The sequence below is a fragment of the Nocardia mexicana NBRC 108244 genome (assembly GCF_001613165.1).
GTDB classification, from domain to species: Bacteria; Actinomycetota; Actinomycetes; order Mycobacteriales; family Mycobacteriaceae; genus Nocardia; species Nocardia mexicana.
This window is the reverse complement of record NZ_BDBV01000069.1, coordinates 1-24,023: the sequence shown is the minus strand read 5'-3', so window position 1 is coordinate 24,023 and position 24,023 is coordinate 1. Positions and strand designations below refer to the sequence as shown.

Annotated in this window: 19 protein-coding genes; 10 read left to right on the top strand and 9 right to left on the bottom strand. The window is 68.2% G+C overall.

The window, feature by feature from the left end; genetic code table 11:
• Window positions 1–254: 254 nt before the first annotated feature.
• Window positions 255–2,045: a chromosomal replication initiator protein DnaA gene (gene dnaA, locus NM1_RS26645; protein WP_068025508.1), complete on the bottom strand. Its 1,791-nt coding sequence runs from the start codon at window positions 2,043–2,045 to the stop codon at window positions 255–257.
• Window positions 2,046–2,613: 568 nt separating this feature from the next.
• Here dnaA and rpmH point away from each other — a divergent pair.
• The 9 genes from rpmH to NM1_RS26600 all read left to right on the top strand — a co-directional run bounded on the left by rpmH (window position 2,614) and on the right by NM1_RS26600 (window position 10,943).
• Window positions 2,614–2,757 carry a 50S ribosomal protein L34 gene (gene rpmH / locus NM1_RS26640; RefSeq protein WP_068025505.1) on the top strand — a complete coding sequence of 48 codons (144 nt, stop codon included), beginning with the start codon at window positions 2,614–2,616 and terminating at the stop codon, window positions 2,755–2,757.
• An 85-nt stretch (window positions 2,758–2,842) separates the two neighbouring features.
• Window positions 2,843–3,274 carry a ribonuclease P protein component gene (gene rnpA / locus NM1_RS41530; protein WP_084520078.1) on the top strand — a complete coding sequence of 144 codons (432 nt, stop codon included), beginning with the start codon at window positions 2,843–2,845 and terminating at the stop codon, window positions 3,272–3,274.
• Window positions 3,271–3,690 carry a membrane protein insertion efficiency factor YidD gene (gene yidD / locus NM1_RS26630; protein WP_068025447.1) on the top strand — a complete coding sequence of 140 codons (420 nt, stop codon included), beginning with the start codon at window positions 3,271–3,273 and terminating at the stop codon, window positions 3,688–3,690. Before rnpA ends, yidD begins: the two co-directional genes overlap by 4 nt.
• Before the next feature lie 4 nt (window positions 3,691–3,694).
• Entirely contained in the window at window positions 3,695–4,822 is a 1,128-nt protein-coding gene (gene yidC / locus NM1_RS26625) for a membrane protein insertase YidC (RefSeq protein ID WP_068025444.1), read from the top strand.
• Between the two features lie 57 nt (window positions 4,823–4,879).
• Window positions 4,880–5,515, top strand: a complete 636-nt coding sequence (locus tag NM1_RS26620) for a Jag family protein (protein ID WP_084520077.1) — start codon at window positions 4,880–4,882, stop codon at window positions 5,513–5,515.
• 97 nt (window positions 5,516–5,612) lie between these two features.
• Entirely contained in the window at window positions 5,613–6,353 is a 741-nt protein-coding gene (gene rsmG, locus NM1_RS26615; RefSeq protein WP_084520076.1) for a 16S rRNA (guanine(527)-N(7))-methyltransferase RsmG, read from the top strand.
• A gap of 1,673 nt (window positions 6,354–8,026) precedes the next feature.
• Window positions 8,027–8,980 carry a ParA family protein gene (locus tag NM1_RS26610; RefSeq protein ID WP_373864068.1) on the top strand — a complete coding sequence of 318 codons (954 nt, stop codon included), beginning with the start codon at window positions 8,027–8,029 and terminating at the stop codon, window positions 8,978–8,980.
• Between the two features lies 1 nt (window position 8,981).
• Window positions 8,982–9,980 carry a ParB/RepB/Spo0J family partition protein gene (locus tag NM1_RS26605; protein WP_068025439.1) on the top strand — a complete coding sequence of 333 codons (999 nt, stop codon included), beginning with the start codon at window positions 8,982–8,984 and terminating at the stop codon, window positions 9,978–9,980.
• Between the two features lie 225 nt (window positions 9,981–10,205).
• Window positions 10,206–10,943, top strand: a complete 738-nt coding sequence (locus NM1_RS26600) for a GNAT family N-acetyltransferase (protein ID WP_068025436.1) — start codon at window positions 10,206–10,208, stop codon at window positions 10,941–10,943.
• A 23-nt stretch (window positions 10,944–10,966) separates the two neighbouring features.
• Here NM1_RS26600 and NM1_RS26595 read toward each other — a convergent pair whose 3' ends face one another.
• From NM1_RS26595 to NM1_RS26570, 6 genes are all read right to left on the bottom strand, one after another.
• A complete protein-coding gene (locus NM1_RS26595) occupies window positions 10,967–12,166 on the bottom strand; it encodes an N-acetylmuramoyl-L-alanine amidase (protein WP_068025433.1) in 1,200 nt (399 codons plus the stop codon).
• Window positions 12,167–12,453: 287 nt separating this feature from the next.
• Window positions 12,454–12,783: a thioredoxin gene (trxA, locus tag NM1_RS26590; RefSeq protein WP_068025431.1), complete on the bottom strand. Its 330-nt coding sequence runs from the start codon at window positions 12,781–12,783 to the stop codon at window positions 12,454–12,456.
• A gap of 33 nt (window positions 12,784–12,816) precedes the next feature.
• Window positions 12,817–13,803, bottom strand: a complete 987-nt coding sequence (gene trxB / locus NM1_RS26585) for a thioredoxin-disulfide reductase (protein WP_068025428.1) — start codon at window positions 13,801–13,803, stop codon at window positions 12,817–12,819.
• 120 nt (window positions 13,804–13,923) lie between these two features.
• Window positions 13,924–14,763, bottom strand: coding sequence for an RsmA family anti-sigma factor (locus NM1_RS26580; RefSeq protein WP_147289040.1), 840 nt, complete (start codon window positions 14,761–14,763; stop codon window positions 13,924–13,926).
• Window positions 14,764–14,949: 186 nt separating this feature from the next.
• The gene (gene sigM / locus NM1_RS26575; protein ID WP_068025491.1) at window positions 14,950–15,483 is read right to left on the bottom strand and encodes an RNA polymerase sigma factor SigM; all 534 of its coding nucleotides are present in this window, start codon (window positions 15,481–15,483) and stop codon (window positions 14,950–14,952) included.
• Window positions 15,484–15,761: 278 nt separating this feature from the next.
• Complete coding sequence (locus tag NM1_RS26570) at window positions 15,762–19,826, bottom strand: murein biosynthesis integral membrane protein MurJ (RefSeq protein WP_084520075.1); 4,065 nt, start codon at window positions 19,824–19,826, stop codon at window positions 15,762–15,764.
• A 100-nt stretch (window positions 19,827–19,926) separates the two neighbouring features.
• Between NM1_RS26570 and NM1_RS41525 the strand changes: the two genes are divergently transcribed.
• Complete coding sequence (locus NM1_RS41525; protein ID WP_114699670.1) at window positions 19,927–20,139, top strand: hypothetical protein; 213 nt, start codon at window positions 19,927–19,929, stop codon at window positions 20,137–20,139.
• A 580-nt stretch (window positions 20,140–20,719) separates the two neighbouring features.
• Here NM1_RS41525 and NM1_RS26565 read toward each other — a convergent pair.
• Window positions 20,720–23,239 carry a hypothetical protein gene (locus NM1_RS26565; RefSeq protein WP_068025467.1) on the bottom strand — a complete coding sequence of 840 codons (2,520 nt, stop codon included), beginning with the start codon at window positions 23,237–23,239 and terminating at the stop codon, window positions 20,720–20,722.
• Between the two features lie 109 nt (window positions 23,240–23,348).
• Entirely contained in the window at window positions 23,349–23,900 is a 552-nt protein-coding gene (locus NM1_RS26560) for an NUDIX hydrolase (protein ID WP_084520073.1), read from the bottom strand.
• Between the last annotated feature and the right edge of the window lie 123 nt (window positions 23,901–24,023).

Here is a 24,023-nt window from a genome sequence, read left to right as displayed (position 1 = left end):
TGGATGGGCCGGGCTGTGCGAACTGTGCACCAACGGGTGTGAGTGGCGGTGTCAACACCCCTGCCGACGAACTGTGGGTAAAACGGTGGAGAACAGGGGGATTCCTCGAGGACTCCCCAGGGATTCCTCGAGGAATCCACAACACGAAAAAGCCGATCCACCCAGGTCGTTCGGGTGGATCGGCTTGTGGATCGACGGAGCGGTCGAGTCTGGGGGCGACGGCCTGTGGAACTACGCGGAGAGCGCCCGCCGAGTCAGCGGGAGCGCTGTTTGATTCGTGCCGTGAGTTCCTGAACCTGGTCGTACACGCGGCGACGCTCGGTCATTTCCTTGCGCACCTTCTTCTCCGCATACATGACCGTGGTGTGGTCGCGGCCGAACGCCTGACCGATCTTCGGCAGGGACAGATCGGTCAGCTCGCGGCACAGGTACATCGCGATCTGCCGCGCCTGGGCCAGCGGCCGCGCCTTACCCGGGCCGGTCAGCTCCTCCAGCGTGGTGTTGAAGTACTCCGCGGTGACGGCCATGATCGTCGACGCGGTGATCTCGATCGTGGTGGTGTCGGGCATCAGATCGCGCAGCACCACCTCGGCCAGCGACAGATCCAGCGGCTGCCCGTTCAGCGAGGCGAAGGCCGTGACCCGGATCAGCGCACCCTCCAGCTCGCGGATATTGCGTTCCACCCGGCTGGCGATGAGTTCGAGCACGTCGTGCGGGACGTCGAGGCGATCCATCCGCGCCTTCTTGCGCAGGATCGCTATCCGAGTCTCCAGTTCCGGTGGCTGCACATCGGTGATCAGGCCCCACTCGAACCGGGTGCGCAGCCGCTCCTCCAGCGTGGCCAGCTGCTTGGGCGGCCGGTCCGAGGACACCACGATCTGCTTGTTGGCGTTGTGCAGTGTGTTGAAGGTGTGGAAGAACTCCTCCTGGATGCCTTCCTTACCCTCGATGAACTGGATGTCGTCCACCAGCAGGATGTCGGTCTCGCGGTAGCGGCGTTTGAACGCGACCTTGCGGTCGTCGCGGAGGCTGTTGATGAAGTCGTTGGTGAATTCCTCGGTGGATACGTACTTCACCCGCATCCCGGGGAACAGCCGCTGGGCGTAATGACCGGCCGCGTGCAGCAGGTGGGTCTTGCCCAAACCGGAAGCCCCCCACACGAACAGCGGGTTGTAGGCCCGGGCGGGAGCCTCGGCGATCGCGACGGCGGCGGCGTGCGCGAACCGGTTGGAGGCGCCGATGACGAACGTCTCGAAGGTGTACTTCGCGTTGAGACTGGCCGAGGACGCCGGGGGCGTCGGTGTCGGCTCGGGCGATTTGGCGAAGTAGGTCGGCCAGGAGTTGCGCACGTTGACCACGGGCTCGTCGTTGTCCGCGCGCTCCGGCGGCATGGGCCGGTGGGCGGGTGCGGGCTCCGGCTCGGACGCGAACAGCGACTCCTGGGCCGGTGATCCGGCGCCGCCCGGTCCGGGAGATAGCTCCCTGTCTCGTCGAGGTGCGGCGGGTTCATCCGGTCCGGAGTTGCCTGGCAATTCTCCGGCCATCGGTTGGGTGGCGAACTCGTGCTGGGGATAGTCGGTGCGGCCGGGGAACTCCCCTGGGGAGAGATAGCGGGGTGCGGGGTATTCCGGGGCCGCCGAATACTCCGGCTGCGCGGGATATCCCACAGGTTCGCGGGGGGCCTCCCGCACCCGCTCGGGGCGGGAGGTCAGCCGCGCGTGGCGGGGCGGTCCGGCGGGGCGATCGGCCGGTTGCGCGGCGGGTGCGGCGATCCGGACGCCGAGGCCCTCCACCTGCGGACCGAGTCGGCGGGCCAGCGACCGCAGGATGGGCTCGCGCAGATCGCGTTCGATCGCCTCCTGGGCCAGGGAGGAAGGTACCGAGAGCAGCGCGAATCCCTGGGCCACCGTCAGCGGCTTGACCAGGCCCAACCACGCTTTCTGGGCGTTGGTCACCGGTGGGATGGCGCCGTCGGTGGAGCCCGTGGTGAGCTCGGCGACCACCTCGGGCCACACGCCGGTCAACACGTTCTGCTCGTCGTCCACGTACGTTTCCTCCCCGGAATAGGTAGATAGGAGCAGACGGTCGGACACCACCCGCATCCCCCCGCAGCGCGAGCGTAGGCGTGGCCGTCGGCCATACGAATATGCCACTCCAGGGGTCTTTCCACACAATTATCCACAGATGTGGAGAACCACAGTGATGTGAGTAGAGCTGCCTCGCGCCCCCACGCAGCGCTTCGACCAGCGCTTCTGCAGCAATCTTCTGGCTAAGTACTCTAGTGGCTCGGGTGAGTCGTCGGCAAGGGTGGTTCACGGCCGTGTCGTTCGTCACCGGAGCGCGCCGGGGCGTGTCCGCCGGGGCGGGGATTCACCGGGTACCGCGTGCCATTCGCCGAGGTCGGGCGCGGGCGCCGGACCAGGGACCCCGGTTTGACCTGGCAGGAGCCGGTAAGTACTCTCGTACAGTCACCCATTGACGTGGTGGCGGCTGCGTGCTGCCCGTGTCTCGATGGGCGCTGTGCCGAAGATGACCATGTCACTCGTCACAGACCAGCATTACCCACAAACTTCGGGTGCCGCCGGGCGCCCACCAACTCGAGGAGTGTCGACCGTGGCCAAGGGCAAGCGGACGTTCCAGCCGAACAACCGTCGTCGGGCGCGGGTCCACGGGTTCCGCCTCCGGATGCGCACCCGTGCGGGCCGCGCCATCGTGTCGGCGCGGCGGCAAAAGGGCCGCGCCAAGCTCACGGCCTGATCCATCGGTACCGGCATCGGCGTCATGCCCCGTTCGCCGTTCGGTCCGCCGAATCCCGCAATCCGTTACGTGCTCGGACACTCGGGTGTTGCCTGAACCGTATCGGCTGCACCATCGTGCCGATTTCTCCCGGACGGTGCGGCGTGGCAGGCGAATCGGGAGGCGCGATCTGGTCGTGCATGCATTATTGACAACTCCGGCGTCCGATGACGCCGGAGAAGGAACTGTTGGGCCGTCGATTCGTATCGGCGGTCCGCGTTTCGGTTTGATCGTCAGCAAGGCGGTGGGCAACGCGGTGGTACGTCACCGCGTGGCCCGCCGCCTGCGTCATATCTGTGCTTCCCTCGCGGGCGAGGCGCCGACGGAGGCGGACATCGTGATCCGAGCGCTGCCCGGCGCCGCGGCCGCGTCCTCGGTCGAACTCGATCGGCAGGTGCGCGCCGCACTCCGCAAGCTGCTTCCCGAAAACGACGCGGCCGCAACGGCTGTCGCGGATCCCGCGGGCAGGTCGTCATGAGCCGTCTCGCGGTGCTGACCCGGCTGCCCGCCACCGTGCTCATCTTTCTCATCGAGCTGTATCGGACCTACGTCTCCCCCACCCGCATGCCGGTGTGCCGCTTCACCCCGACCTGTAGCGAGTACGCGGTGACCGCGCTGCGCACCCGGGGACTGTTCGTCGGTGTCGGATTGACAGCCGTGCGTCTGGCCAAATGCGCGCCCTGGCACCCTGGTGGGTGGGACCCCGTTCCGGAGCCGAAGCGGAGAGGGGCTGCAGCGAGCCGCGACTCCCGCACGGAGAGCCGCGAATTCGGCGCCGATCCGACGTCGCCGGGCCCGGTCACGAGCGAGCCGACCTCGGAGACGGCCGCACACGAGCTTTGTAATGGGTCGCCGCGCGCGGTGGCCGGTGATACGACCGACGGGAGTACATAGAGCCGTGCTCGATTTCATCTATTATCCGGTGTCCTGGATCTTGTGGTTCTGGCACCGTGTCTTCGGGTTCGCGCTGGGCGCTGACAACGGTCTGGCCTGGGCGCTGGCCGTGGTGTTCCTGGTGTTCACCCTGCGCCTGGTGCTCTACAAGCCGTTCGTCAAGCAGGTGCGCACCACCCGGCAGATGCAGGAGCTGCAGCCCCAGATCAAGGAGCTGCAGAAGAAGTACAAGAACGATCGCCAGAAGATGGCGACCGAGATGCAGAAGCTGCAGAAGGACCACGGCTTCAACCCGCTCATGGGCTGCCTGCCCGTGCTGGCGCAGGTGCCGGTGTTCCTCGGTCTGTACCACGTGCTGCGGTCGTTCAACCGAACCGGTACGGGGTTCGGCCAGCTGGGCATGTCGGCCTACGACAATGCGCACACGGCGAACTACGTCTTCAATGCCGATGATGTGCAGTCGTTCCTGCGCGCCCGCATCTTCGGCGCGCCCATCTCGGTGGCGATCACGACGCCCAAGACTCAGCTGGATGCCTTCCTCGACTACGGCGGCATTCCCCAGGTTGTGAACATCGCCGCGGTCGCGATTCCATTGATGGTGATCGCCGGTCTGGCAACGCATTTCAACGCTCGTGCCTCGGTGGCGCGGCAGAGCGCCGAGGCGGCCGCCAACCCGCAGGCCGCGCTGATGAACAAGATGGCGCTGTGGGTGTTCCCGCTCGGTGTGATCGTCGGTGGTCCCTTCCTCCCGATCGCCATCCTGATCTACTGGGTCTCCAACAACATCTGGACCTACGGGCAGCAGCACCTCGTCTTCGGCCGCATCGAGAAGGAAGAGGAAGCGAAGAAGCAGCAGGCGATCGAGCGGCGCGCGTCGAACGCGCCCAAGCCGGGTGCCAAGCCGAATCCGAAGAACAAGCAGAAGGCCGGATCGGCCGACGAGCCGACGGACGCACCGATCGATGGACCGGTGGACGCTCCGGTGACCGACGGCGATGTCTCGACCGCGGCGCGCAACGGGGCCGGATCGAATAAGCAGGGGAAGGCGACCGCCTCGTCGCGCAAGGGCGGACAGGGCAATCGGAAGCGATCCGGAAACCGTGGCCGTGCGAATCAGAAGCGGCGTCGCTAGCCGACCCACGCGACTGGCCGACACGACGGATGATGCAGATTGAAGGAAACGACACACATGACTGTTGAGACCGACGGAGGGGACGCCACTGTGGCCCTCGGCGCAAACGGCACGACCGTGGCGGACACCGCGGAGAGCCACGATCCGGACACCGCGGCCGACCGCGAATCGGATGTCGCGGAGAGTCGCGAGCCCGAATCGGAGACGGCGAGCGGGGATGCCAGCGAGGCGGAGGAAGCGCTCATCGAAGAGGGCGAGATCGCCGGTGACTATCTCGAACAGTTGCTGGACGTGCTCGACTTCGACGGCGATATCGACCTGGACGTCGAGGGCGACCGGGCGGTCGTGAGCATTGACGGCGGCCGCGATCTGTCGAAGCTGGTGGGCCGGCGCGGCGAGGTCCTGGATGCCTTGCAGGAGCTGACCCGGTTGGCCGTGCAGCAGACGACCGGCGTGCGCAGCCGGCTGATGCTGGATGTGGCGGGCTGGCGGGCGAAGCGCCGAGAGGAGCTGAGCGCCCTGGGCGCCGCGGCGGCGCAGCGCGTGCTGGATTCCGGCAAGCCCGAATCCCTGTCGCCGATGACGCCGTTCGAGCGCAAGATCGTGCACGATGCCGTGGCGGAGGTCGACGGGGTCGAGAGCGAGAGCGAGGGCGTCGAGCCGAATCGGCACGTGGTGGTGCTGCCGTCCTGAGCGCTGTGCAGTGCGGGCTGGGCCCCTGGTTCGCGGAACCGGGGGCCCTAGCCTTGTGCGGGGTCCGTGTGTGTCGATCTGTCGCGAATCCGGAAGGATGTTTCACGTGGAACGAGGAACCGGCGTGAGTAACCCGGAGCACTCCCCTACCCCGGGTGCGGCGCCTCCGGAGGCGCCCGCGGCGGCCGAGCGGATCTTCGGGGATCGGCTCCCGCTGGCCCGTCGATACTGCGCGGCACTGGCGACGGCCGGGGTGCAGCGCGGGCTGATCGGACCGCGCGAGGTGCCTCGGCTCTGGGATCGGCACATCCTGAACTGTGCGGTGCTCGGCGAGCTCATCCCGGCGGGAGCGGCCGTGGTGGACATCGGCAGCGGGGCGGGACTGCCCGGAATCCCCCTCGCCATCGCTCGCCCCGATCTCCGGGTGACCCTCGTCGAACCGTTGCTGCGCCGGACCATTTTCCTGGCGGAGTTCATCGAGGAGGCGGGACTCGAGGTGACGGTCGTGCGCGGCCGGGCGGAACAGCCGGATGTGCGGAAGGTGGCGGGCGGCGCGGATGTCGTGACGTCTCGCGCGGTGGCTCCGCTGAGCAAGCTGGCGAAGTGGTCGCTCCCCCTGGTGCACAACCATGGTCGGATGCTGGCGCTGAAGGGATCGAGCGCTACCGAGGAGTTGGAACGCGACCGTGCCGAGTTGCTGCGCGCGGGCGGCGGCCACGCCCAGGTGTTGGAGTGCGGTGCCGGAATTGTGGATCCGCCGACCGTGGTGCTGAGCGTCGAACGCCTCCCCCGCGCCGAGCGGAAGGCAGAGGGCGGCAAGCCGAAGCGTCGTCGGTGAGGACGCAGCGTTTCATGTGAAACATTGCGGCGCGGCGTCCGCTTCGTGTCTCGTCCGCGCGACTGTCGAGCGCCGGGAACGCCTCGGCGGTTGTTTCATGTGAAACCCGTCCCCCGGTCTCGGAGCGTGGCGAAGGCTCGGTGCGAGGGTCGTCCGCGAACTCGTCTCGGGACGCAGCCGATGTCGGTTTGCTTAGCTGGTTCGGGGAGCGCTCTGCGGCGGACCTGACTCCTCCACGGGCTCGACTATCGGAGCCGACGTTCTGGCTCGGATGCGTCGCCATCGGCCGACTATCGAACTCAACTGTCACCGTGACGAAGTCGCATCGAACAATCATCCCGACGGTCACCGCGGCGACCGGTCCGCCTACGGCCAAGCACGCCTAAGTGGGGCCCTTGGGCCACTCAGGTACGTTCGCCGCGTCAGCCTCTCCCCGGCCGGTTCTTGCGCGATTCGAGACAGCGGGAAGCGGATCGGATCGGCGGGCACGCGGTTCCGTCTGCACGCAGGTTTCATGTGAAACAAGACGCCGAGTGCTCCCCTCGCTGTCACTCGGAGCGGCATCCCCGCATTCGAATGTCTGGCAAATCTAGCGTGGCCGCGCCCAGTATCATCGGTGGGCCGCGCTAAGCCAGTCGATGCCCAACTCGGTCGGGAGGGAAGCAGTAGCAGCCGAATGCGGTCGTAGTCTGCCCCATCGCTGTTTCATGTGAAACAAGGCAGCGAGGGCCGACTCCTCGGAGAGCTTTGGTCCCTGGGAGCGCCATTGGAGATCGAGCGTGGCCGTCACGACATCTGGTCGGAACCCACCCGGCGCGTCTCGGCTCACGGATTCCTCTGTATCCGTCGGGGGCCGACTGGAATTGGGGCGGATGGACTCGATCTCGGGAACCGCGGGGGTTCGCCTACCGCTTCGATCCAGCCGCCGAATTTGTTCGATCCAGGATGAGTTGGATGAGCACGATCTCGGCTTGGGGCCCGGTTCTCGCCGACTCCGGTTTCATGTGAAACATCGCGGGCGGGCTGGCGGCAGCTCTGGCTCGGGGTGGACTACGACGGCGGAAGAGTGGTCACTGTGTGGTTCGGAAGCTGATGGTTGGCCGAGCGTTCTTGTCGCCCGTCGATCAAGCTCCGATTCTTCGACGGGTGTGCGAGATTGTCGCCGATATCGAACTCCGCATCGATCGGTGGGAGGCGGCCTACCCCTCGTGCGGCAAAGAGTCACGTGACGCCGAGCGGGAGCGTCGCCGGCGCTGCGAAGGCTCGGCCGCATCCGGATCGGCTGATGCGGATGGCGCCCAGGCTCGCCGTCACTCCCCCGATGTTTCATGTGAAACGATGGCGTCCTGGTGAACGAGAGGTGGATGGAAGCCGCGAAAGCGCCCTCCGGGCAACAAAGTTTGCGTATCAGGGTGTGATCGCCGCGGTTCAACTTCCGTAATGTGCGCGGTGCTGGCAAGCTAGGTGCAGTCGAGCGTGAGCGCAGATTCGAGGTGCCCGACAGGCTCGCCAGGATGGGCACCGGACTCAAGGAACGTGCCGCGCTCCGCTTGCTCGAGCCAATGCGGCGCCGATGCTGCTTGGGCACGTGTCTGAAGTTCTCGGGGTTAGGAGCCTGTATGTCGAACGGTCCGGCGAATGTTTCACGGGAAACAACGTCGCGGGTGCCCGGAATGCTGGACGGTAGTGGCTTCGATCTGGACGAGCTCGGCCGCCCGTTCGGGAGCATCACCGCCGACACGCCCATCGCAGCCGAGGCACAGCGAGCCAGCCAGGTGTTGCATCCTGGTTCGATGACCATCCCGAAGCCGCGCGAACAACGAATCATCACCATCGCGAATCAGAAGGGCGGCGTAGGGAAGACCACGACGGCGGTGAATCTCGCAGCGGCCCTGGCGCTACAAGGGATGACCGTTCTCGTCATCGATCTCGATCCGCAGGGCAATGCCAGCACCGCACTCGGCGTCGAGCATCACTCCGGTGTGCCCTCCTCCTACGAACTGCTCATCGGCGAAGCGTCTGTGCAGGAGGCGATTCAGCGGAGTCCGCACAACGAGCGGCTGCTGTGCATCCCCGCCACCATCGATCTGGCCGGTGCCGAGATCGAGTTGGTGTCGATGGTCGCCCGCGAAGGACGACTCAAGGCCGCGATCCAGGACGCGAACTTCGCCGGCTACGACATCGATTACGTGATGATCGACTGCCCGCCCTCGCTCGGCCTGCTCACCGTCAACGCACTGGTGGCCGCCAAGGAGGTGCTGATCCCGATTCAGTGCGAGTACTACGCGCTGGAGGGTGTCGGGCAGCTGATCCGCAATATCGGTCTGGTGCAGGCACACCTGAATCCGGAGCTGCACGTGTCGACCGTCGTCCTCACGATGTACGACGGGCGGACCAAGCTGGCCGATCAGGTCGCCGAGGAGGTGCGTGGACACTTCGGCGATGTGGTGCTGCGGTCGGTGATCCCCCGCAGCGTGAAGGTTTCGGAGGCACCGGGTTACGGCATGACGGTGCTGGATTACGATCCCGGTTCCCGGGGTGCGATGAGCTATTTGGATGCTGGTCGCGAGATGGCCGCCAGGTCGATCGCGGTGGTTGGTGGAGTGAACGAGGAAAGGGGCCGGTAGGTTGACTCAGGCGAAGAAGGGTGGACTGGGGCGTGGGCTTGCCGCGCTGATCCCGACCGGACCGACCGACGTGCAGGGGCTCGGCAGTGCCGCGGCGAATGCCGTCATCGGGCTGGACCCGATCGGCCCGCATCCGGCCTCGGCATACCTGCATCGGGTCCCCGACCCCGCGGAAGGATCCGACGCCGGAGCCGTCTATCGGGAGATTCCGCCGGAACAGATTCAGCCCAATCCGAAGCAGCCGCGCCAGGTCTTCGAGGAAGACGCGCTGAACGAACTGATCCACTCGGTCCGCGAATTCGGGCTCATGCAGCCGATCGTGGTCCGGCTGCTGGAGTCCTCCCCCACCCCGCGCTACCAGATCGTCATGGGCGAGCGCCGGTGGCGGGCCTGCCAGGATGCGGGCCTGGAAACCATTCCGGCCATCGTCCGGGAGACCACCGACGACGCGATGCTTCGCGACGCCCTGCTGGAGAATATCCATCGGGTGCAGCTCAATCCGCTCGAGGAGGCGGCGGCGTACCAGCAGCTGCTGGAGGAGTTCGACGTCACCCACGAGGAACTGGCGAACCGGATCGGCCGGTCCCGACCGGTCGTCACGAATATGATCCGGCTGCTGAAGCTTCCGATTCCGGTGCAGCGTCGGGTCGCGGCGGGGGTGCTGTCCGCCGGGCACGCCCGCGCGCTGCTCGGGCTCGAGTCCGGTGCGGAGGCACAGGAGAAGCTCGCGGAACGGATTGTCGCCGAGGGCCTTTCGGTGCGCGCCACCGAGGAGGCGGTCACCCTCGCGAACCGCTACCCCGACGAGGAGAAGAAGCGGCCCGCCGAACGGAAGCCGGTCCAGATGCCGGGTCTGGATCGGTTGGCCGAGCGGCTCGCCGATTCGTTCGATACCCGTGTCACGGTGAGCATGGGAAAGAAGAAGGGCAAGATCGTCGTCGAATTCGGGGACGTGGCCGATCTGGAACGCATCGTGGCGATGATGGAGCAGCAGCGCTAGTGCGACGAGTGATCACGGCCGAAATCCGCGTGATCACCGGAGATACTGGACCCTGGCGGTAAAACGTCACTGTGACGGTGCCTGTCGGGTCGCGTTTGCGATCCCGACGGACAGCACAGCTACCGAAATGAGGCGGTTCGCTTTGATCGCTTATTCTTGCTGGCGAGTAGATACTGATGCAGCGTGAGTCTGGATGAATCGGAGAGCTGGAGGCTGAGTAGAGCGGTGTCGACCAGCGTTACCGCACTTACCCTCGGCGGACTCGACCAACTCCCGGCACATGCCCGTCGGTGTGTGTTCTGGGAGATCGATCCCGCCGTGGCCGAAGACTCTCGCGAATTCAGCGACCCGGTCTTCGAGAAGGAGGCGTGGCTGTCCACGGTCCTCCTCGAATGGGGATCGTGCGGACAGATCGCGCTCGTCGACGGTCAGCCCGCCGGGTGCGCGCTGTACTCGCCGCCCAGCGCGGTACCGCGGGCGGCCCTCTTCCCCACCTCACCGGTGAGTGCCGACGCGGTCCTGCTGACCACGCTGCGGACCGATCTCCCCTACCGGGACAGCGGGATAGCCGATCGGTTGATCCAGGCGGTGGTGGCCGATCTGATGCGCCGCGGCGTGCGCGCCATCGAGGCCTTCGGCATCCGCAAGGACCCGGCGGCCACATCGATGTCGACGCGCTCGATCAGCTCGATGTTCCTGATGGAACGCATCGATACGCCCGCGCACGGCATTCCGTCGGCGCCGCGTCAGCGCACCGACTCCCGATGCTCCCCCGAGAGCTGCATGATCGATGCCGACTTCTTGGAGGACGTCGGATTCACCGTGGTGGCAGAGCATCACCGGTTCCCACGCCTGCGTCTGGAACTCGACAGCGACCACCTCTGGAAGGAAGATGTCGAGCGCGCTCTGGACCAGCTGCTGGCCGCCGCGTCGGCCGAGGCGAAGCCCCGGGTCGGCTGCTAGCCGTGCCCGGGGGCGGCCGCCGACTACATACGGTCGGCGGCGGCCAGTTCCTCCGCGAGCAACTCGGCGAAAGTGTATGTGCCCGTGGGCTGATCGTCCTGGCCCAGCAGATACAGCCGCTTCACCGAGATCAGGATGGCCTCGGCGATCACATCGCGCATGCGCGGATTGGTCAGCACCGAGGCGTCGTATTCGTTTGTCAGATAACCGATGTCGACCTGGACGGTCGGCATCTTGGTCAGCCGCAGCAGATCCCAGGTGCGCGAATGGGTCCGGCAGTCCTGCAACGAGGTTCGCGCCACGATCTCGCGCTGCACGAACCCGGCCAGCACCTGCCCGATCATCGACACCGAACCGTGCGAATTACCGAAGTGGAAGCTGGCGACGCCGCTCGCCACGGGGCTGGGGTTGGTGGCACAGCGCAGCGAGATCATGAGATCGGCGTCGAAAGTATTGGAGGTCTCGGCGCGTTCGGCATCGGAGAGGTTGGCGCCCCACGGCCGGGACAGGAAGGTCTCCATGCCGGTGGCGGCCATCCGGCCCTCGAGACGGCTCGCCAGATCCCAGAGGATCTCCGACTCGTAGACGTCACCGAACTCGGTGGGGACCGCGAATCCCTTGTCCGGTCCGCCCATTCCCGGGTCGATGACGATCCGCTTGCCGGTGAGCTGCGGCCCGGCGCGGTGCACGACCTCCTCCTCGGCGATCCGGTGCGGGTTTCCGCCCGTCACCCGGGCGCCGAGCAGATCCAGCGAACGCAGCGTGTCCGGACCGCAGATGCCGTCGGCGGACAGGCCGATCTCGCGCTGGAACGCGGTCAGGGCGTCGTGGGTGTGCGGGCCGAAGTAGCCGTCGATGCGGTGCACGTAGAAGCCGAGGTCCTGTAGGCGCCGCTGCAGCGTGGCCACGTCATCGCCGTAGAGCGGGGCCGACAGCTGATAGATCAGCGTGCGGGCACCGAGGCGGTAGGACGCCTCCTTCAGTGCCCGGTAGGTGGCGGGGCCGACGACGCCGTCCACGAGCAGTCCGCGATGCTGCTGGAACGCGCGCACCGCGGAGTCGAGATCGTGGTCGAAAACGGCGTCGGAATCCTTCCAATACTCGCCGTGCCCGTCGGATCGGTCGGCGCCGTTGGGGTGGATGTGCAGGAATCCGAGACTTGCCAGGGTGCTCCGAACCTCAGCGACGGCCGGTCCAGTATCGCCGTGACGAAGTCGGTGCATGCGTGAGAGCCCTTTCCTTCCGCCAACCCGGGTACCCACTCATGCGACGGCTCACACCCTCGCACGACCGGAGCGTCGGTCGATTGTCTCAGACCCGGACCGAATTTCAGCAATTCTCCAGGTGCAGAGATCCTACTCCCGGCATTTGCATGCCAGGCCCGGAGTCGGCGGCCCCGCATCGTCCTGCGGAGCCGCCGCTAGCGCCGAAATACTACAGCGCCGACCGGATTCCCGGAGGCGCAGTACTGCGTGTGACACAGGACTGCGCACCGAATCACACACCGAACTCAGAGAACGCCTTCGAGTTCGCGCAGCAGGGCCGCCTTGCCCTTGGCACCGACGATCCGCTTGGTCTCCTTGCCGCCGGAGAACAGGATCATGGTGGGCAGCGAGAGGATGTTGTAGTCCTTCGAGGTCACCGGGTTGGCGTCGGCGTCCACCTTGGCGATGGTCAGCTTGTCGGTGTTCGCGGCGGCGATCTCCTCGAGCACCGGGGCGACCATCTTGCAGGGACCGCACCAGGCCGCCCAGAAATCGACGAGGACCGGCTTGTCACTGCCGAGCACGTCCTGCGCGAACGTGTCGTCGGTGACGGTCTTGGTGGCGGTTTCGGACATGATCGAACTCCTCGTGCTTTCGAAACTGGATGATCAGTTGGCGGTGACTTCGACCGGCCGGCCGGCGTGGTCCAGGGTGTTGCTGGTGATGTCGCCCTTGTCGGCCAGCCAGCGCTCGGCATCCATGGCCGCGCGGCAGCCGGTGCCCGCGGCGGTGATCGCCTGGCGGTAGATGTGGTCGACGAGGTCACCGGCCGCGAAGACACCCTCGACGGAGGTGGCGGTGGTGGGCTGGTTCACCAGCACGTAGCCCTCGTCGTCCAGATCGACCTGGCCGCGCACCAGCTCGCTGCGCGGATCGTGGCCGATGGCGACGAACAGGCCGGTCGCGGCCAGCTCGGAGGTCTCGCCGGTCGTGGTGTCGCGCAGTGTCAGGCTCGTGACGCTGTCCTCGCCGTGCACCTCGAGCACCTCGGCATTGGTGACGAAGCGGATCTTCTCGTTGCTCTTGGCCCGCTCCAGCATGATCCGGGAGGCACGGAACTCCTCGCGGCGGTGCACGATGGTGACGCTGGCGGCGAACTTGGTGAGGAACGTCGCCTCCTCCATCGCCGAATCGCCGCCACCGACGACCACGATGTCCTGGCCCTTGAAGAAGAAGCCGTCGCAGGTGGCGCAGGCGCTCACACCGCGGCCGAGCAGCCGCTGCTCCCCCGGGACGCCGAGGTAGCGCGCCGCCGAGCCCATGGCGAGCACCACCGCGTAGGCCTGGTGCGTCTCGCCGCCCACCGTGACGCTCTTGATGGGGCCCGACAGGTCGATCGCCTCGACGTCCTCGGTACGGATGTCGGCGCCGAAACGCTTGGCCTGCTCGCGCATCTCCTCCATCAGGTCCGGGCCCATGATGCCGTCGCGGAAGCCGGGGAAGTTCTCCACCTCGGTCGTCGTCATCAGCGCGCCGCCGAATTGGGTGCCCTCGAACAGCAGGGGTTCGAGTTCGGCCCGGGCAGCGTAGACCGCGGCGGTGTAGCCGGCGGGGCCGGAGCCGACGATGATGAGATCGCGAACAGGCGTGTTCATGAGGCCCTTCCGAGGGAGTGTGTCATCAGGCTTGTCAGTCAACAACAGGGTAAACGGTGTTGTTCCCCGGCCCGGGGCTCCGGCCCCGAGACTCGTCGGGTCTACCGGTCGCCTCGCTGCTCAGCCGATATCGCGTTGCTCCAGCACCTGAGCATCACCCGGGCCGCAACCGGTGCCGACGACGAGGGCGGTGATCTTCGGCGGCCGCGCGCTGTTGAGCAATATCACCACGGCGGGACGATCTCGGAAGGTGACGTCCATCGAACCGATGACGGCGCGGTCCAGGCCCGCGGCGGCGATGCAGCGGGTCATCGCGCCCGGAAGCCCCAGTGGTCCGGCGACGTCGTTGCGCCCCAGCGCGCTGAGCAGTACCGCGTCGGACGAGTCGCCGTCGAGTTGCGGGGCACCGGTTTCCGTTGTGGGCGAGGCCTTCTGGGTGGTGTCACTTTCGCGTACGGCATCCACCGCGATCAGGGATCCGGCGATGATCGCGACCGCGGCGGCCGCCGCGGTCAGCCAGCGCAGCCGACGTGACCTCCGCTCGTCGAGCCGGATCGGCTCCGGTGGATCCTCGCCCGTCACCGCGGGCATCGGGCGCGTCGCCGGAGGGGCATCGTCGGCGTGGGCCGGGGGGCCGCTGATCGGCAGATGGTGCACCGTCGCCACGTGTTCTCCGGACGCGTTCCGCTCGGGGTGGTCGCCGCGGGCCAGATCGTCGAGCAAGCGGTCCATTCGGGCACCGACGTCGGCGGGCATCGCGTGCAGCACGCGGGAATCCCGGCCCAGCGCCTGCAATTCGGAGGTGACGTCGTCGAGGGAGCGCAGGAATCGCAGTGCCTCCGGATCGTTGCGCACCTGCGGCCACAGCTGTTCGGACAGCTCCGGGGCAACGTTGTCGGCGTGCAGATCGGCCAGCAGATCTGTGGAGAAGGGAGGCTGCGGCACTGAACGGGCTGCCATCGCACCTCCTGTCTCTTCGTCGTCGCGCGGCCCGGGCCGACGTCGCCGACGGGCGGCTTCGCCCTTGTCGTCCATCGCCTCTCCGGGTCGAGCCTGCTGTGGTGTGGTTCAGCAATACCCCGTCGTGGCGGCATCGGTGCGTACGGCGGGGTGTTTTTCTTCGTCTCTAGTAATGACGCATCTCAACTACTTCCGGTTCCCCGGATTGCGCAGGAATCCCAACTCTTGTTGCAGTCGTTTGCGTCCGCGAGCGCAACGGCTCTTGATCGTCCCCTCGGCAACATCCAGCAACTGTGCCGCTTCCGCCACCGTATACCCTTGCATATCGATCGCGACCAGGGCCGCACGCTGGTCGTCGGGCAGCGTGAACAGTGCGGCGTCGACCACCATAGAGACCTCGCGATGGGCGATGTCGTCGCGCTCGACGGCGGGTTCGGCAACCGTCTCCTCCGACAGCGAGACGCTGGCCCGAGCCTTGTTGCGCCGCATGCGGTCCAGGCAGGCGTTGACGACGATGCGGTGCAGCCAGCTGCGGACCTCGGCGTCGCCGCGGAAGCCGGCGGCATTGCGGTGTGCCGACAGCAGCGCGTCCTGCAGGCAGTCGGCGGCATCCTCGGGGGTTCGGCACGTCCGCAGGGCGAGCTGCCACAGATGGTTGTAGTGGCGGCGGAACAGCACGCCGAAGGCGTCGCGGTCACCCTCGATGTGCGCGCGGAGCAGCCGGCGGTCGGACGCGTCGTCGAGATCGAACGAGCGGCGCCGGACGCCAGGCGAATCGGACGTCCCCCCGCTGGATCGCTCGACCGCATCAAACGACAACACAAACCCCTTGGATCAGCGCTCACGGCGGCACACCACGACCACGGTCGGAGGGCACCGCAAATTTCGCGTCATCCAGGACCGAGACACCAGATCCCAGGAAGCTCCCCTGCTGAGAGCGCGCTGAGAATCATATCGGCTGTCATGAATTCGCGGCAACCAGAGTCGAAGGGCTCGGGTCAGGGCGCGGCTTCGAATCGAATGTCGGCGAGCGACGTCTGGAACTGGCCGCCGGAGTTGGCCAGCGACGTGATCCAGACCAGCACGTAGCGGGCCGGCTGGTCGGCGCGGAGCGGGATTTCGGTGGTGCCGTCGGCCAGGGTCGCCTGGCCGATCAGCTGTGTCTGGTCCAGCGTGGGCGTGGCGGTGGGTGAGGTGCGAACCTCCACCACCGAGCCCGGACTCGGGGATTCGATGATCGCCTTGTTCAGCTTGCTGGGACTGCCGAGGGTGGCCACGACGCCCACCCCCTTCTTCAACGCGGGGAACTGCTGGAAGTACTGGTCGGTGTGCCACACCGTGGTCGGATTGCCGTCCAGTACCGACGCCGCGCTGCTCGCCCCGTCGGGGGTGCCCTCGGGCGAGAACACCGTCGCCCCGGTGGCGCGCACCGGAACCGCACCACCGGAGGCGGCCGACGGTTCCGGCGAACCGGCGCTCGGGTTCACGGGCGCCGTATTGGGGGTGGTGAGGCCGAGTTTCTGCTCATTGAGCGGAGCATCGGAGTCACCCGGGGCGAAAATGCTCAGCAGCCACCAGATGATCACGCCGACCACCAGCGCCGCCAGCACGCCCAGCCCGACCAGAATCCACATCATCCGCTGCGACCGCTCCTTCTCGGCGGCCAGCAGCTCCGGATCGGCCAGCGACTCGTCCGGAGCGCTGGTAGCCCGCTGGCCCAGCCGCAGGACCGGGATGAAGTCGGTCTTCTGGTCGACCACCGAGGCCTGCTCCAGCACGTGCTGGACGGTCGCGGCGGTCCGCACCCCCTTATTGGACTCCAGCGAGCGCACCGCTACCGCGGAGATCTCGAACGGGGTCTCGGGGCGGATCTGCCGGGGCTCGACCGGGGTGCCGTCGGAACCGAAATCGGCCAGCCGCAGCCCGCCGACCGTGGCCGCCGCGCCGCTCATACCGCCCGAACGGATCGGCCAGCGGGCCGTGATCAGCGCGTACAGCATGGCGCCGAGGCCGCGCACGTCGGACTGGGCGTCGGAGTCGGCCAGCGTGCCCGGGAAGGCGAGCACGGCGTCGCCGGTGGCGCTGATGCGCACCCGGTCGGGATGGTCGATCGACAGCGAACCGCCGCCGCGATGGGCCAGCTCCGCCGCCGCCGCCAGCGCCCGGATCGAGCGCGCCGCGCCGATCGGCGACGGCATGGTCTCGGCCATCTCGCGCAGCGATCGGCCGGGTGTCCACTCCGCCACCACGATGCCGCCCGAGCTGCCGCGCACCACGTCGAGTACGCGCGCCAGGCCCGGCGAATTGATCCGGCCCAGGCGCAGCGTTCGCGACAGGATCGCCTGCGGTCCGTCGTGGCCCGCGTTCTCGGCACCCTTCTGGTCGGCGTCGACGAAGGTCAGCGCGACCTCGCGGTCCAGCTTCACATCCAGCGCCTGCCAGAACTGCAGCCCGCGCGCCCCGCCGTGTCCGGCCAGCAGGCGGTAGCGGCCACCGGCCACCGACGCCCCCGGCATCAGCTTGGGACCGCGCTGGCCGCTGCGCTTCGCCGCGGCGGGCTCGACCCGCATCGGCGGCATCTCCGGGGATCCGACCGGCAGCATGCCCGTGTCGTATACCGGATCGCGCGGTGGTCCCGACCGATCGTCGGCCGGTGGCTCGGTACCCGGCGGCGGCGGTGCGGCCTGCTCGGCGTCGCCCGAGTTCGGGTCCGCGGCGTGACCCGCCGGCACCTTCCCGGGCGCGACGTCGTCGGTGCGCACTGCGCCTGCCGCATCGGCAGGGTCGGCGGCCGGGACGCCGCCCGCCGCGTCGTCGCTCACCCTCGTGCCTCCTTCGCCCTGGTGTGTCGAAGTTCGATGAACCGGCGGCGCACCGGGCCCGTCGCCGACTCGGCCGACCTCCGGTTCCGCACGGGAACCGGCATCGCCGGCCCCGCGGGTGCCGGATCCGGCGTTTGCGTTTCTCTGCCGAACAGGGTACGGGAACTCACCCGTACCGGTGCGGTCAACGGCGCCGGGTCGGATAACAGGTAGGACCATGGTCTGTTGACCGTCGAGATATGGGTCGTACTGGTAGTAGTACGGCGAGTCGGGCCGCGGCAGCACCGTCGTCGGGTGCATGTCCTCGTCGGTCTCGTCGAGGCCGAGGTCCGGGGCGGGCGGCGTCAGGCCCAGGCGGCGAGAGATGGCCACGGTGATCGCCACGATCTCCGGGATACCGGCGAGTCGCATCAAACCGAACGCGACGCCGAACATGACGACGGCGTCGACCGCGACCCGGAACAGCACGCCGATGCCGTTGTGCAGGTTCGACAGCCCGACCACCTGGTCGATGATCAGGGTGACCGCGGCGCCGGCGACCGAGGCGAGCACCACCCGGGTGACGGTCCGCCCGACGTTCACCATGCGCAGATCGCCCAGGCTCTGATGCAGCAGGTATCCGCCGATCACGGCGCCCACCGCGTAGCCCAGCCCCGTGGCCACGCCGAGCACGATGACGACCTGGTCGGCGGAGCTGGCCACCACCGGCGCCAGCGCCGAGAACAGCACCTTGACGGTGGTGATTCCGAGGACGATCCAGGTGGGCGTCCACACCTGTTCCCTGGCGTAGAACACGCGCAGGTGGATGAGCACCAGGGCGTACGGGATCAGCGTGAACGCGGACCAGCTCACGGCCGTGCCGAGTCGTTCGGCGTCCTCGGAGAACCGCGCATATCCGAAGAGCGCCTCGCCGACCTGCGGTCCGGCCATGGTCAGGAAGATGACGACCGGGATCAGCGCGATCATGGTGAGGCGGGTCGCCACCGAGAGATCGTCCACGACCGCCGGCGTGTCGTCGGCCGCGGCGTTGCGGCTCAGCCTGGGCATGATCGCGGTCAGCAGCGTGACGCCGAGGACGCCGTACGGCAGCTGCAGCAGCAGCCAGGCGTTCTGATAGATCGTCGGTCCCGCCGCATCCGCGTGCGAGGAGATGTTGTTCGCGAAGATCATGCCGAGCTGGCTGATCAGCACGTACAGGATGATCGCGGCGCCCATGGTGCCGAACTGCTTGAGCCGGGCGTCGAGTCCCCACAGCGGGCGCAGATCGATATTGTGCCGACGGATCGCGGGCAGCAGGCTGACGGCCTGCACGACCACGCCCGCCGTGACGCCGACGCCGAGCAGCAACACCTTCGGATCGCTCATCCGGACCGGATCCAGCGTGATCTCGCCCGGCGTCAGCGCGTAGAGCGCCAGGACCACCAGCACCACGACGTTGTTCATCACCGGTGCCCAGGCGCCCGGTTTGAATGCCTGCCGGGTGTTGAGGATCGCCGTGAGCAGGGCCGACAGTCCGTAGAAGAGGATCGCGGGCAACAGCAGGAAGGTCAGCGCCGTCGTCAGCATGGTGTTGACCTGGCCGTCCGACGACACGAATACATGCGTCGCGAGGATCGGTGCGGCCGCGACCGCCAGGACGGTGGCGAACGCCAATACGGTGAACGCCGCCGTGACCAAGCGGCGGATGAAGGCCGCACCCCCGTCCGCGTCCTCCTGCTCCGCGCGCACCAGGGTCGGCACCACGATCGCCGTGAGGACGGCGCCGAGCACCAGCTCGGCGATCATGTTCGGCATCAGGCTGGCGGACGCGAACGCACTGGCGATCGCGGGGCCGAGCACGGTGACCAGCAGCAGTTGCTTACCGAATCCCGTGATGCGACTGATCAGCGTCGCGATCGCGATGGAGCCGGAGTCACGCACCAGGCGCGCGTTCGAGTTCTCGCGCGGAGCTACCGCGGCCTGCGGCGCCGTGCGGGGCGGTGCGGGCCGTTCGCCGCGGACCGGACGCTCGGGGCGCGCCGGACCGCCGTGCCGCGGTTGCGGACGGGGTTCGGGACGCGGTGCGCCGCCGACGTTTTCGGGGCGTGGAATGCGCCGGGTGGGACCGCTCGCCGGATCCGCGGGATACGGTCCGCGGCCAGGTGGGGGCCCGCCGGCGGGTCGACCGCGCTGGGGTGGGCCGCCCTGACCCGGGGGCGGTGGCGGTCCACCCTGGTGGGGGCCGGGCGGGACGCGTCGCATCGGCCCGCTCGGAGGCATGCGGTTCGGCCCGCCGGGCGGCGGTGGTGGTGGCTGTTGCCGCGGGGGCGGGCCCGGCGGCATCCGACGATCGTTCGGGTACATGCCGCGGTTGTTCGGCGGCGGTGCCGGGCGGCCGGGATTCGGCGGGGCCGGGCGGCCGGAATCATTGGGCGGGGCCGAGCGGTTCGGGTGGTTCGGCGGCGCCGGGTGGTTCGGATCGTTCGGATCGTTCGGTGGTACCCGGCGCATCGGTCCGCTCGGCGGCACCTGGGGAATCGGTCCGCTCAGCGGCACGGGTCGGCGCGGTCCCTGAGGCTGGCCAGGGCGCGGTGGTTCACCCGGCGGCCCACCGGGCTGCGGTGGCGCCGGGCGTGGCCGATTGCGTTCCCACGGAGCGGCCGGGGCGCGGCGTAGCGGAGGACCCTCGTCGGCGGGATCGTCAGGGCGGCGGCTGTCGTATTCGCTCACGACTCCACCTCGCTGACTCTCGGTTCCGTGGTGCGCGAGGCGTGCCGCGTTGATGGTTCGTTCGCAAGCTCTCTGACGACTCCACGTCGCCGACGCTGGGCTCCGTCGTGCGCGAGGCACGCTTGTGTTGTCGGTTCGCTCGGACGCAAGCTCACGGTGCCCCCTGAACCGAACGAATCACGGGTAACGGGATGCGGTCGCGACGAAAGCCGTTGTCCTGTAGAGGACATGCGCCGAGATGTGACAGGCCACCCCGCGTGGCGGCGGCCGAAAGACCCGAGCCGTCGCTCATGGCCACGCCTCGTCGATGCTCGGTTCCGTAGCGAGGGCTGTTGTTCGGTCGCTCACGACTCCACCTCGCTGGCGCTCGGCTCCGTCGCGAGCGAGCGGCTCGGCTGCGTTCATCGGTTCGCTCGCAAGCTCGCTCACGGTGCCTCCTGTCGCTGCAGGACCCGCTTCCGTGCGCGCAGGTATCGGTTCAGCCTGCGGCGCTTCCCCGGGTCCAGCCCCTCGTCGGCCGGATCGGGCTGTCCCCGGAAGCGGCGCCACAAGCGGCGACCGGCCAACAGGAACAGCAGTGCACCGGCACATGCGGTAATTATCGCCAACGCTGGACCGTACGCGTTGGACCGCACCGAAACCGAGGTGGCATTGCCGAGCGGGATTCCGTCCGGTGTGCTAATGGAGATCGGAATCGTCAGATTGCGGCTGTCGCTGACCTGAGTCGGAATCTGGAACGACCGGCTGCCCTCGGCGGGCAGCTGCTGCTCGCCGATATCGGTGATATTGGTTTCGGCCGGAACCCCGATCCGGAATCGGATTCGGATGGCGACCGGCAGCTCGTTGCGGGCCACCAGCAGCAGCGGGCTCTGCTCCGACGCCAGGGTGTACACCCCGCCCGGCGGCAGCACCGTGACCGAGCGGTAGAGGTTGTCCATCGTGCGGGTGACCTGGTCGATCCGGCGTTGCGCGGCGGTGTCGGCCTGGGCGCCGGTGCTGGTGCGGTCGGACATCGTCAGCGCCCGGACCAGATCGTCGCGCAGCGGCGTGAGGAACGACCGCGGCGTCGGCTCCTGCTGCGGCACCTCGACCAGCGCGCTCATCAGATCGGCGATGCGCCGCTCCTGCTCCTGAATCGGCGGGACGAACGATGCGGGCACCGCGGCCTCGGCGACCTCCGACCGGTAGTCCACATCGAACGGCTGCGGGTCCGGCGACAGCGCCATCAGGTCCTGGAAGGGCCGGGGCGTGGCCAGCCCACTGCGGAACATCAGATCCAGCTGACTCAGCAGCGCCGTCGCCTCGTCCCGATTCGCCCCCCACTGCTGCGGCGGCATCAGCAGCGCCGAACGGGGGCGGTCGGGCTGCGGGTTGAGCGCCGACCACGACACCGCCCCGAGCGCGTCCTGCAGCCGCGCGGCCCGCGAATCGTTGGTGACCTCGTAGCGCACCCGATCGGGAGTGAACGGCGGCGTCGGCGGATTGGATCCGACCGCGGCCAGCGCCGTGGCCGACCAGACGTCGAACGTGGCGACCTTCAGCCGCGCGTCGGGGCCCGGGGGTGTCGCGCCGTTCGCGGAGGGAATGGACGGGGGCAGGCGCACCATCTCCGGACTCGACACCTCGGCGGCCGCCGACACCGCCGCGGTGCTGCGGACCGTGGCGCCTTCGGAGACCCCCGAACCCGTTGCGGTACTGCGGGAATCGGCGGGGGCCACGGCATTGTCGGCCAGCACCGCGGTGGTGTAGCCGCGGTCGGTGAGCAGCGCCGAGGCATCGGAATCGATGCTGCCCGCGGCGGGCAGCGACACTCCGCGCACGGATTTGATCGACAGAATCGAATCCACGATGTCCGCGGGTGCCTGCACCGCGCGGGCGGTCAGGTCGGAATCGTGCACGGCGGCCAGCGTGTCGAGGTCGACCTGTGCGAACGGCAGCGCCACCGTGCACAGCGACGGCGCCAGCGTGCGCAGGCGATCCAGCCAGTTCTGGGCGGCACTGGTCCCTGAACCGTCGCGGGTCGGGCCGTCCGGATCCGACGGACTCGCCAGCACCCGGTAACCCTCGGTCATATCCGAAACCGTGAGCAGCAGATCGGGATCCACGGCCAGGCAGACGGCCCCCGCCAATCCGGGGCCGCCGCGGGTCGCGTCCCGGCCGCCCTCGGGACGCAGTGAGGACTCCAGGGCCGAAACCAGCTGGTCGAGGCGGCCGCCGGGAGCAAGTTCGCCCGCGAGCTCGTCGTCGGTCAGCAGCTCCTTGCCGTCGACCGAGCCCGGGATGCCGCCGACCCGCCGCGGCCGATCGGCCAGCGGCCACACCAGCGTCGTGGCAACGGGCGAATCGATGGCGGGCGGAACGGCCTGCGCCCCGGTCGCTTTCGCATCGGTCGAGGTCGGCGGCAGACCCAGCACCGGCAGCAGGAAGCGCGCGTCGTCCAGCCGGGCCTGGTTGCCGTAGGCCGGTTCGCCGTTCACGTTCAGCAGCAGCGGGTAGACACCCGGATCGGTGATGTCCAGCGACGAGGTGACCGGCGCGCTGCCCGCGGTCCCCCGCGCGCCCTCGCGCACCCCGATGCGCACCGTGAACTGCTTGCGCTGCCCTGGGCTGAGCCGGTCGGCGACATCCTGGAACGGGCCGACCACCTCGTAGTTGGCCTGATCCAGGCGCAGCGAGGAACGCAGGGCGCTGGGATTGGTGATGGCGTCCGCGCGCTGGGCCCGCACGCTGATGTCGTCGACCACCCGGTCCCCGATATTGGTGACCGTGCCGGTCACCGTCAGCACCGAATCACTGCTGGTGGTCACCGAATTCGGGGCCACCGAATCGAGGGTGAGCTTGAGAAACTTCGGTGTCGACGTCGACGACCCGCTATCGGACGACTGTGCGGCGGCCGGACCCGCGAGCGGCGCGGCCAGCACGGCCAGCGCCAGCGCGATGAACATCGGCACCCAGCGGTGCCGATGGCGCTGTGTTCTGCGGGACACCCGCACCCGGTCGGCGTCGATGAGCGCTGCGCGAATGTGCCTCACCGACGCCTCCACGTCGCACGCGTCATTGTCTGCCGTTCTCCATCCGGTCGATCAGGCGGATCGCAACCTCCGCCAGCCGGCGCTCGTCGGCGTAGGCGAGCCGAGACTCGAGCTCGCTCAACAGCACCCAGTCCACCTTCGTGACCTCGACGTCGGCATCGGACAGCTCACCACCCACGTACCGCATCAAATAGTGATGCACGGTCTTGTGTACCCGCCGGCCGTCGGTGACGAACCAGTAGTCGATACTGCCGAGCTCGGCGACGACCACACCGTTGATGCCGGTTTCCTCGGCGACCTCGCGGACGGCTGTCTGCTCGGCGGTCTCCCCCTCTTCTATATGTCCCTTGGGCAGCGACCACAGTAACCGACCCCGCCGATCGGTGCGCCCGATCAGGGCGGCGCAGCGCTTGTCCCGCGGACCGTCCAGGCCGTCGACGACCAGGCCGCCCGCGGAGGTCTCGCGCACTGTGCGCATGCGGGGTTTGCTCTTGCGGTTTTCCGCCGCATTACCGCCCGAACCGCGGCGCCGGGGCTGGCGGCGTCGACTGTTCGCGCGATCGGCCGGAGACACTGCGTCAGTCTAGCGGTGATGGGTCCGCGGCCTCCGCATCGCTCGCGGGCTGTGTTTATTGGCCTCCGCTTCGCTGCGGCGGGTTTTCGGCGCCCGGAGTCTCGATTTTCAGAGGCCGCTGCC

Bases quoted from the DNA above. Each gene is read 5' to 3' on its own strand.
- yidD (WP_068025447.1), top strand. From the start codon at position 3,271: ATGAGCCGTCTCGCGGTGCTGACCCGGCTGCCCGCCACCGTGCTCATC.
- NM1_RS26620 (WP_084520077.1), top strand. From the start codon at position 4,880: ATGACTGTTGAGACCGACGGAGGGGACGCCACTGTGGCCCTCGGCGCA.
- rsmG (WP_084520076.1), top strand. From the start codon at position 5,613: ATGTTTCACGTGGAACGAGGAACCGGCGTGAGTAACCCGGAGCACTCC.
- NM1_RS26610 (WP_373864068.1), top strand. From the start codon at position 8,027: ATGCTGGACGGTAGTGGCTTCGATCTGGACGAGCTCGGCCGCCCGTTC.
- NM1_RS26595 (WP_068025433.1), bottom strand. From the start codon at position 12,166: ATGCACCGACTTCGTCACGGCGATACTGGACCGGCCGTCGCTGAGGTT.
- trxA (WP_068025431.1), bottom strand. From the start codon at position 12,783: ATGTCCGAAACCGCCACCAAGACCGTCACCGACGACACGTTCGCGCAG.
- trxB (WP_068025428.1), bottom strand. From the start codon at position 13,803: ATGAACACGCCTGTTCGCGATCTCATCATCGTCGGCTCCGGCCCCGCC.
- NM1_RS26580 (WP_147289040.1), bottom strand. From the start codon at position 14,763: ATGGCAGCCCGTTCAGTGCCGCAGCCTCCCTTCTCCACAGATCTGCTG.
- NM1_RS26570 (WP_084520075.1), bottom strand. From the start codon at position 19,826: ATGCGACGCGTCCCGCCCGGCCCCCACCAGGGTGGACCGCCACCGCCC.
- NM1_RS41525 (WP_114699670.1), top strand. From the start codon at position 19,927: ATGCCGCGGTTGTTCGGCGGCGGTGCCGGGCGGCCGGGATTCGGCGGG.
- NM1_RS26565 (WP_068025467.1), bottom strand. From the start codon at position 23,239: ATGTTCATCGCGCTGGCGCTGGCCGTGCTGGCCGCGCCGCTCGCGGGT.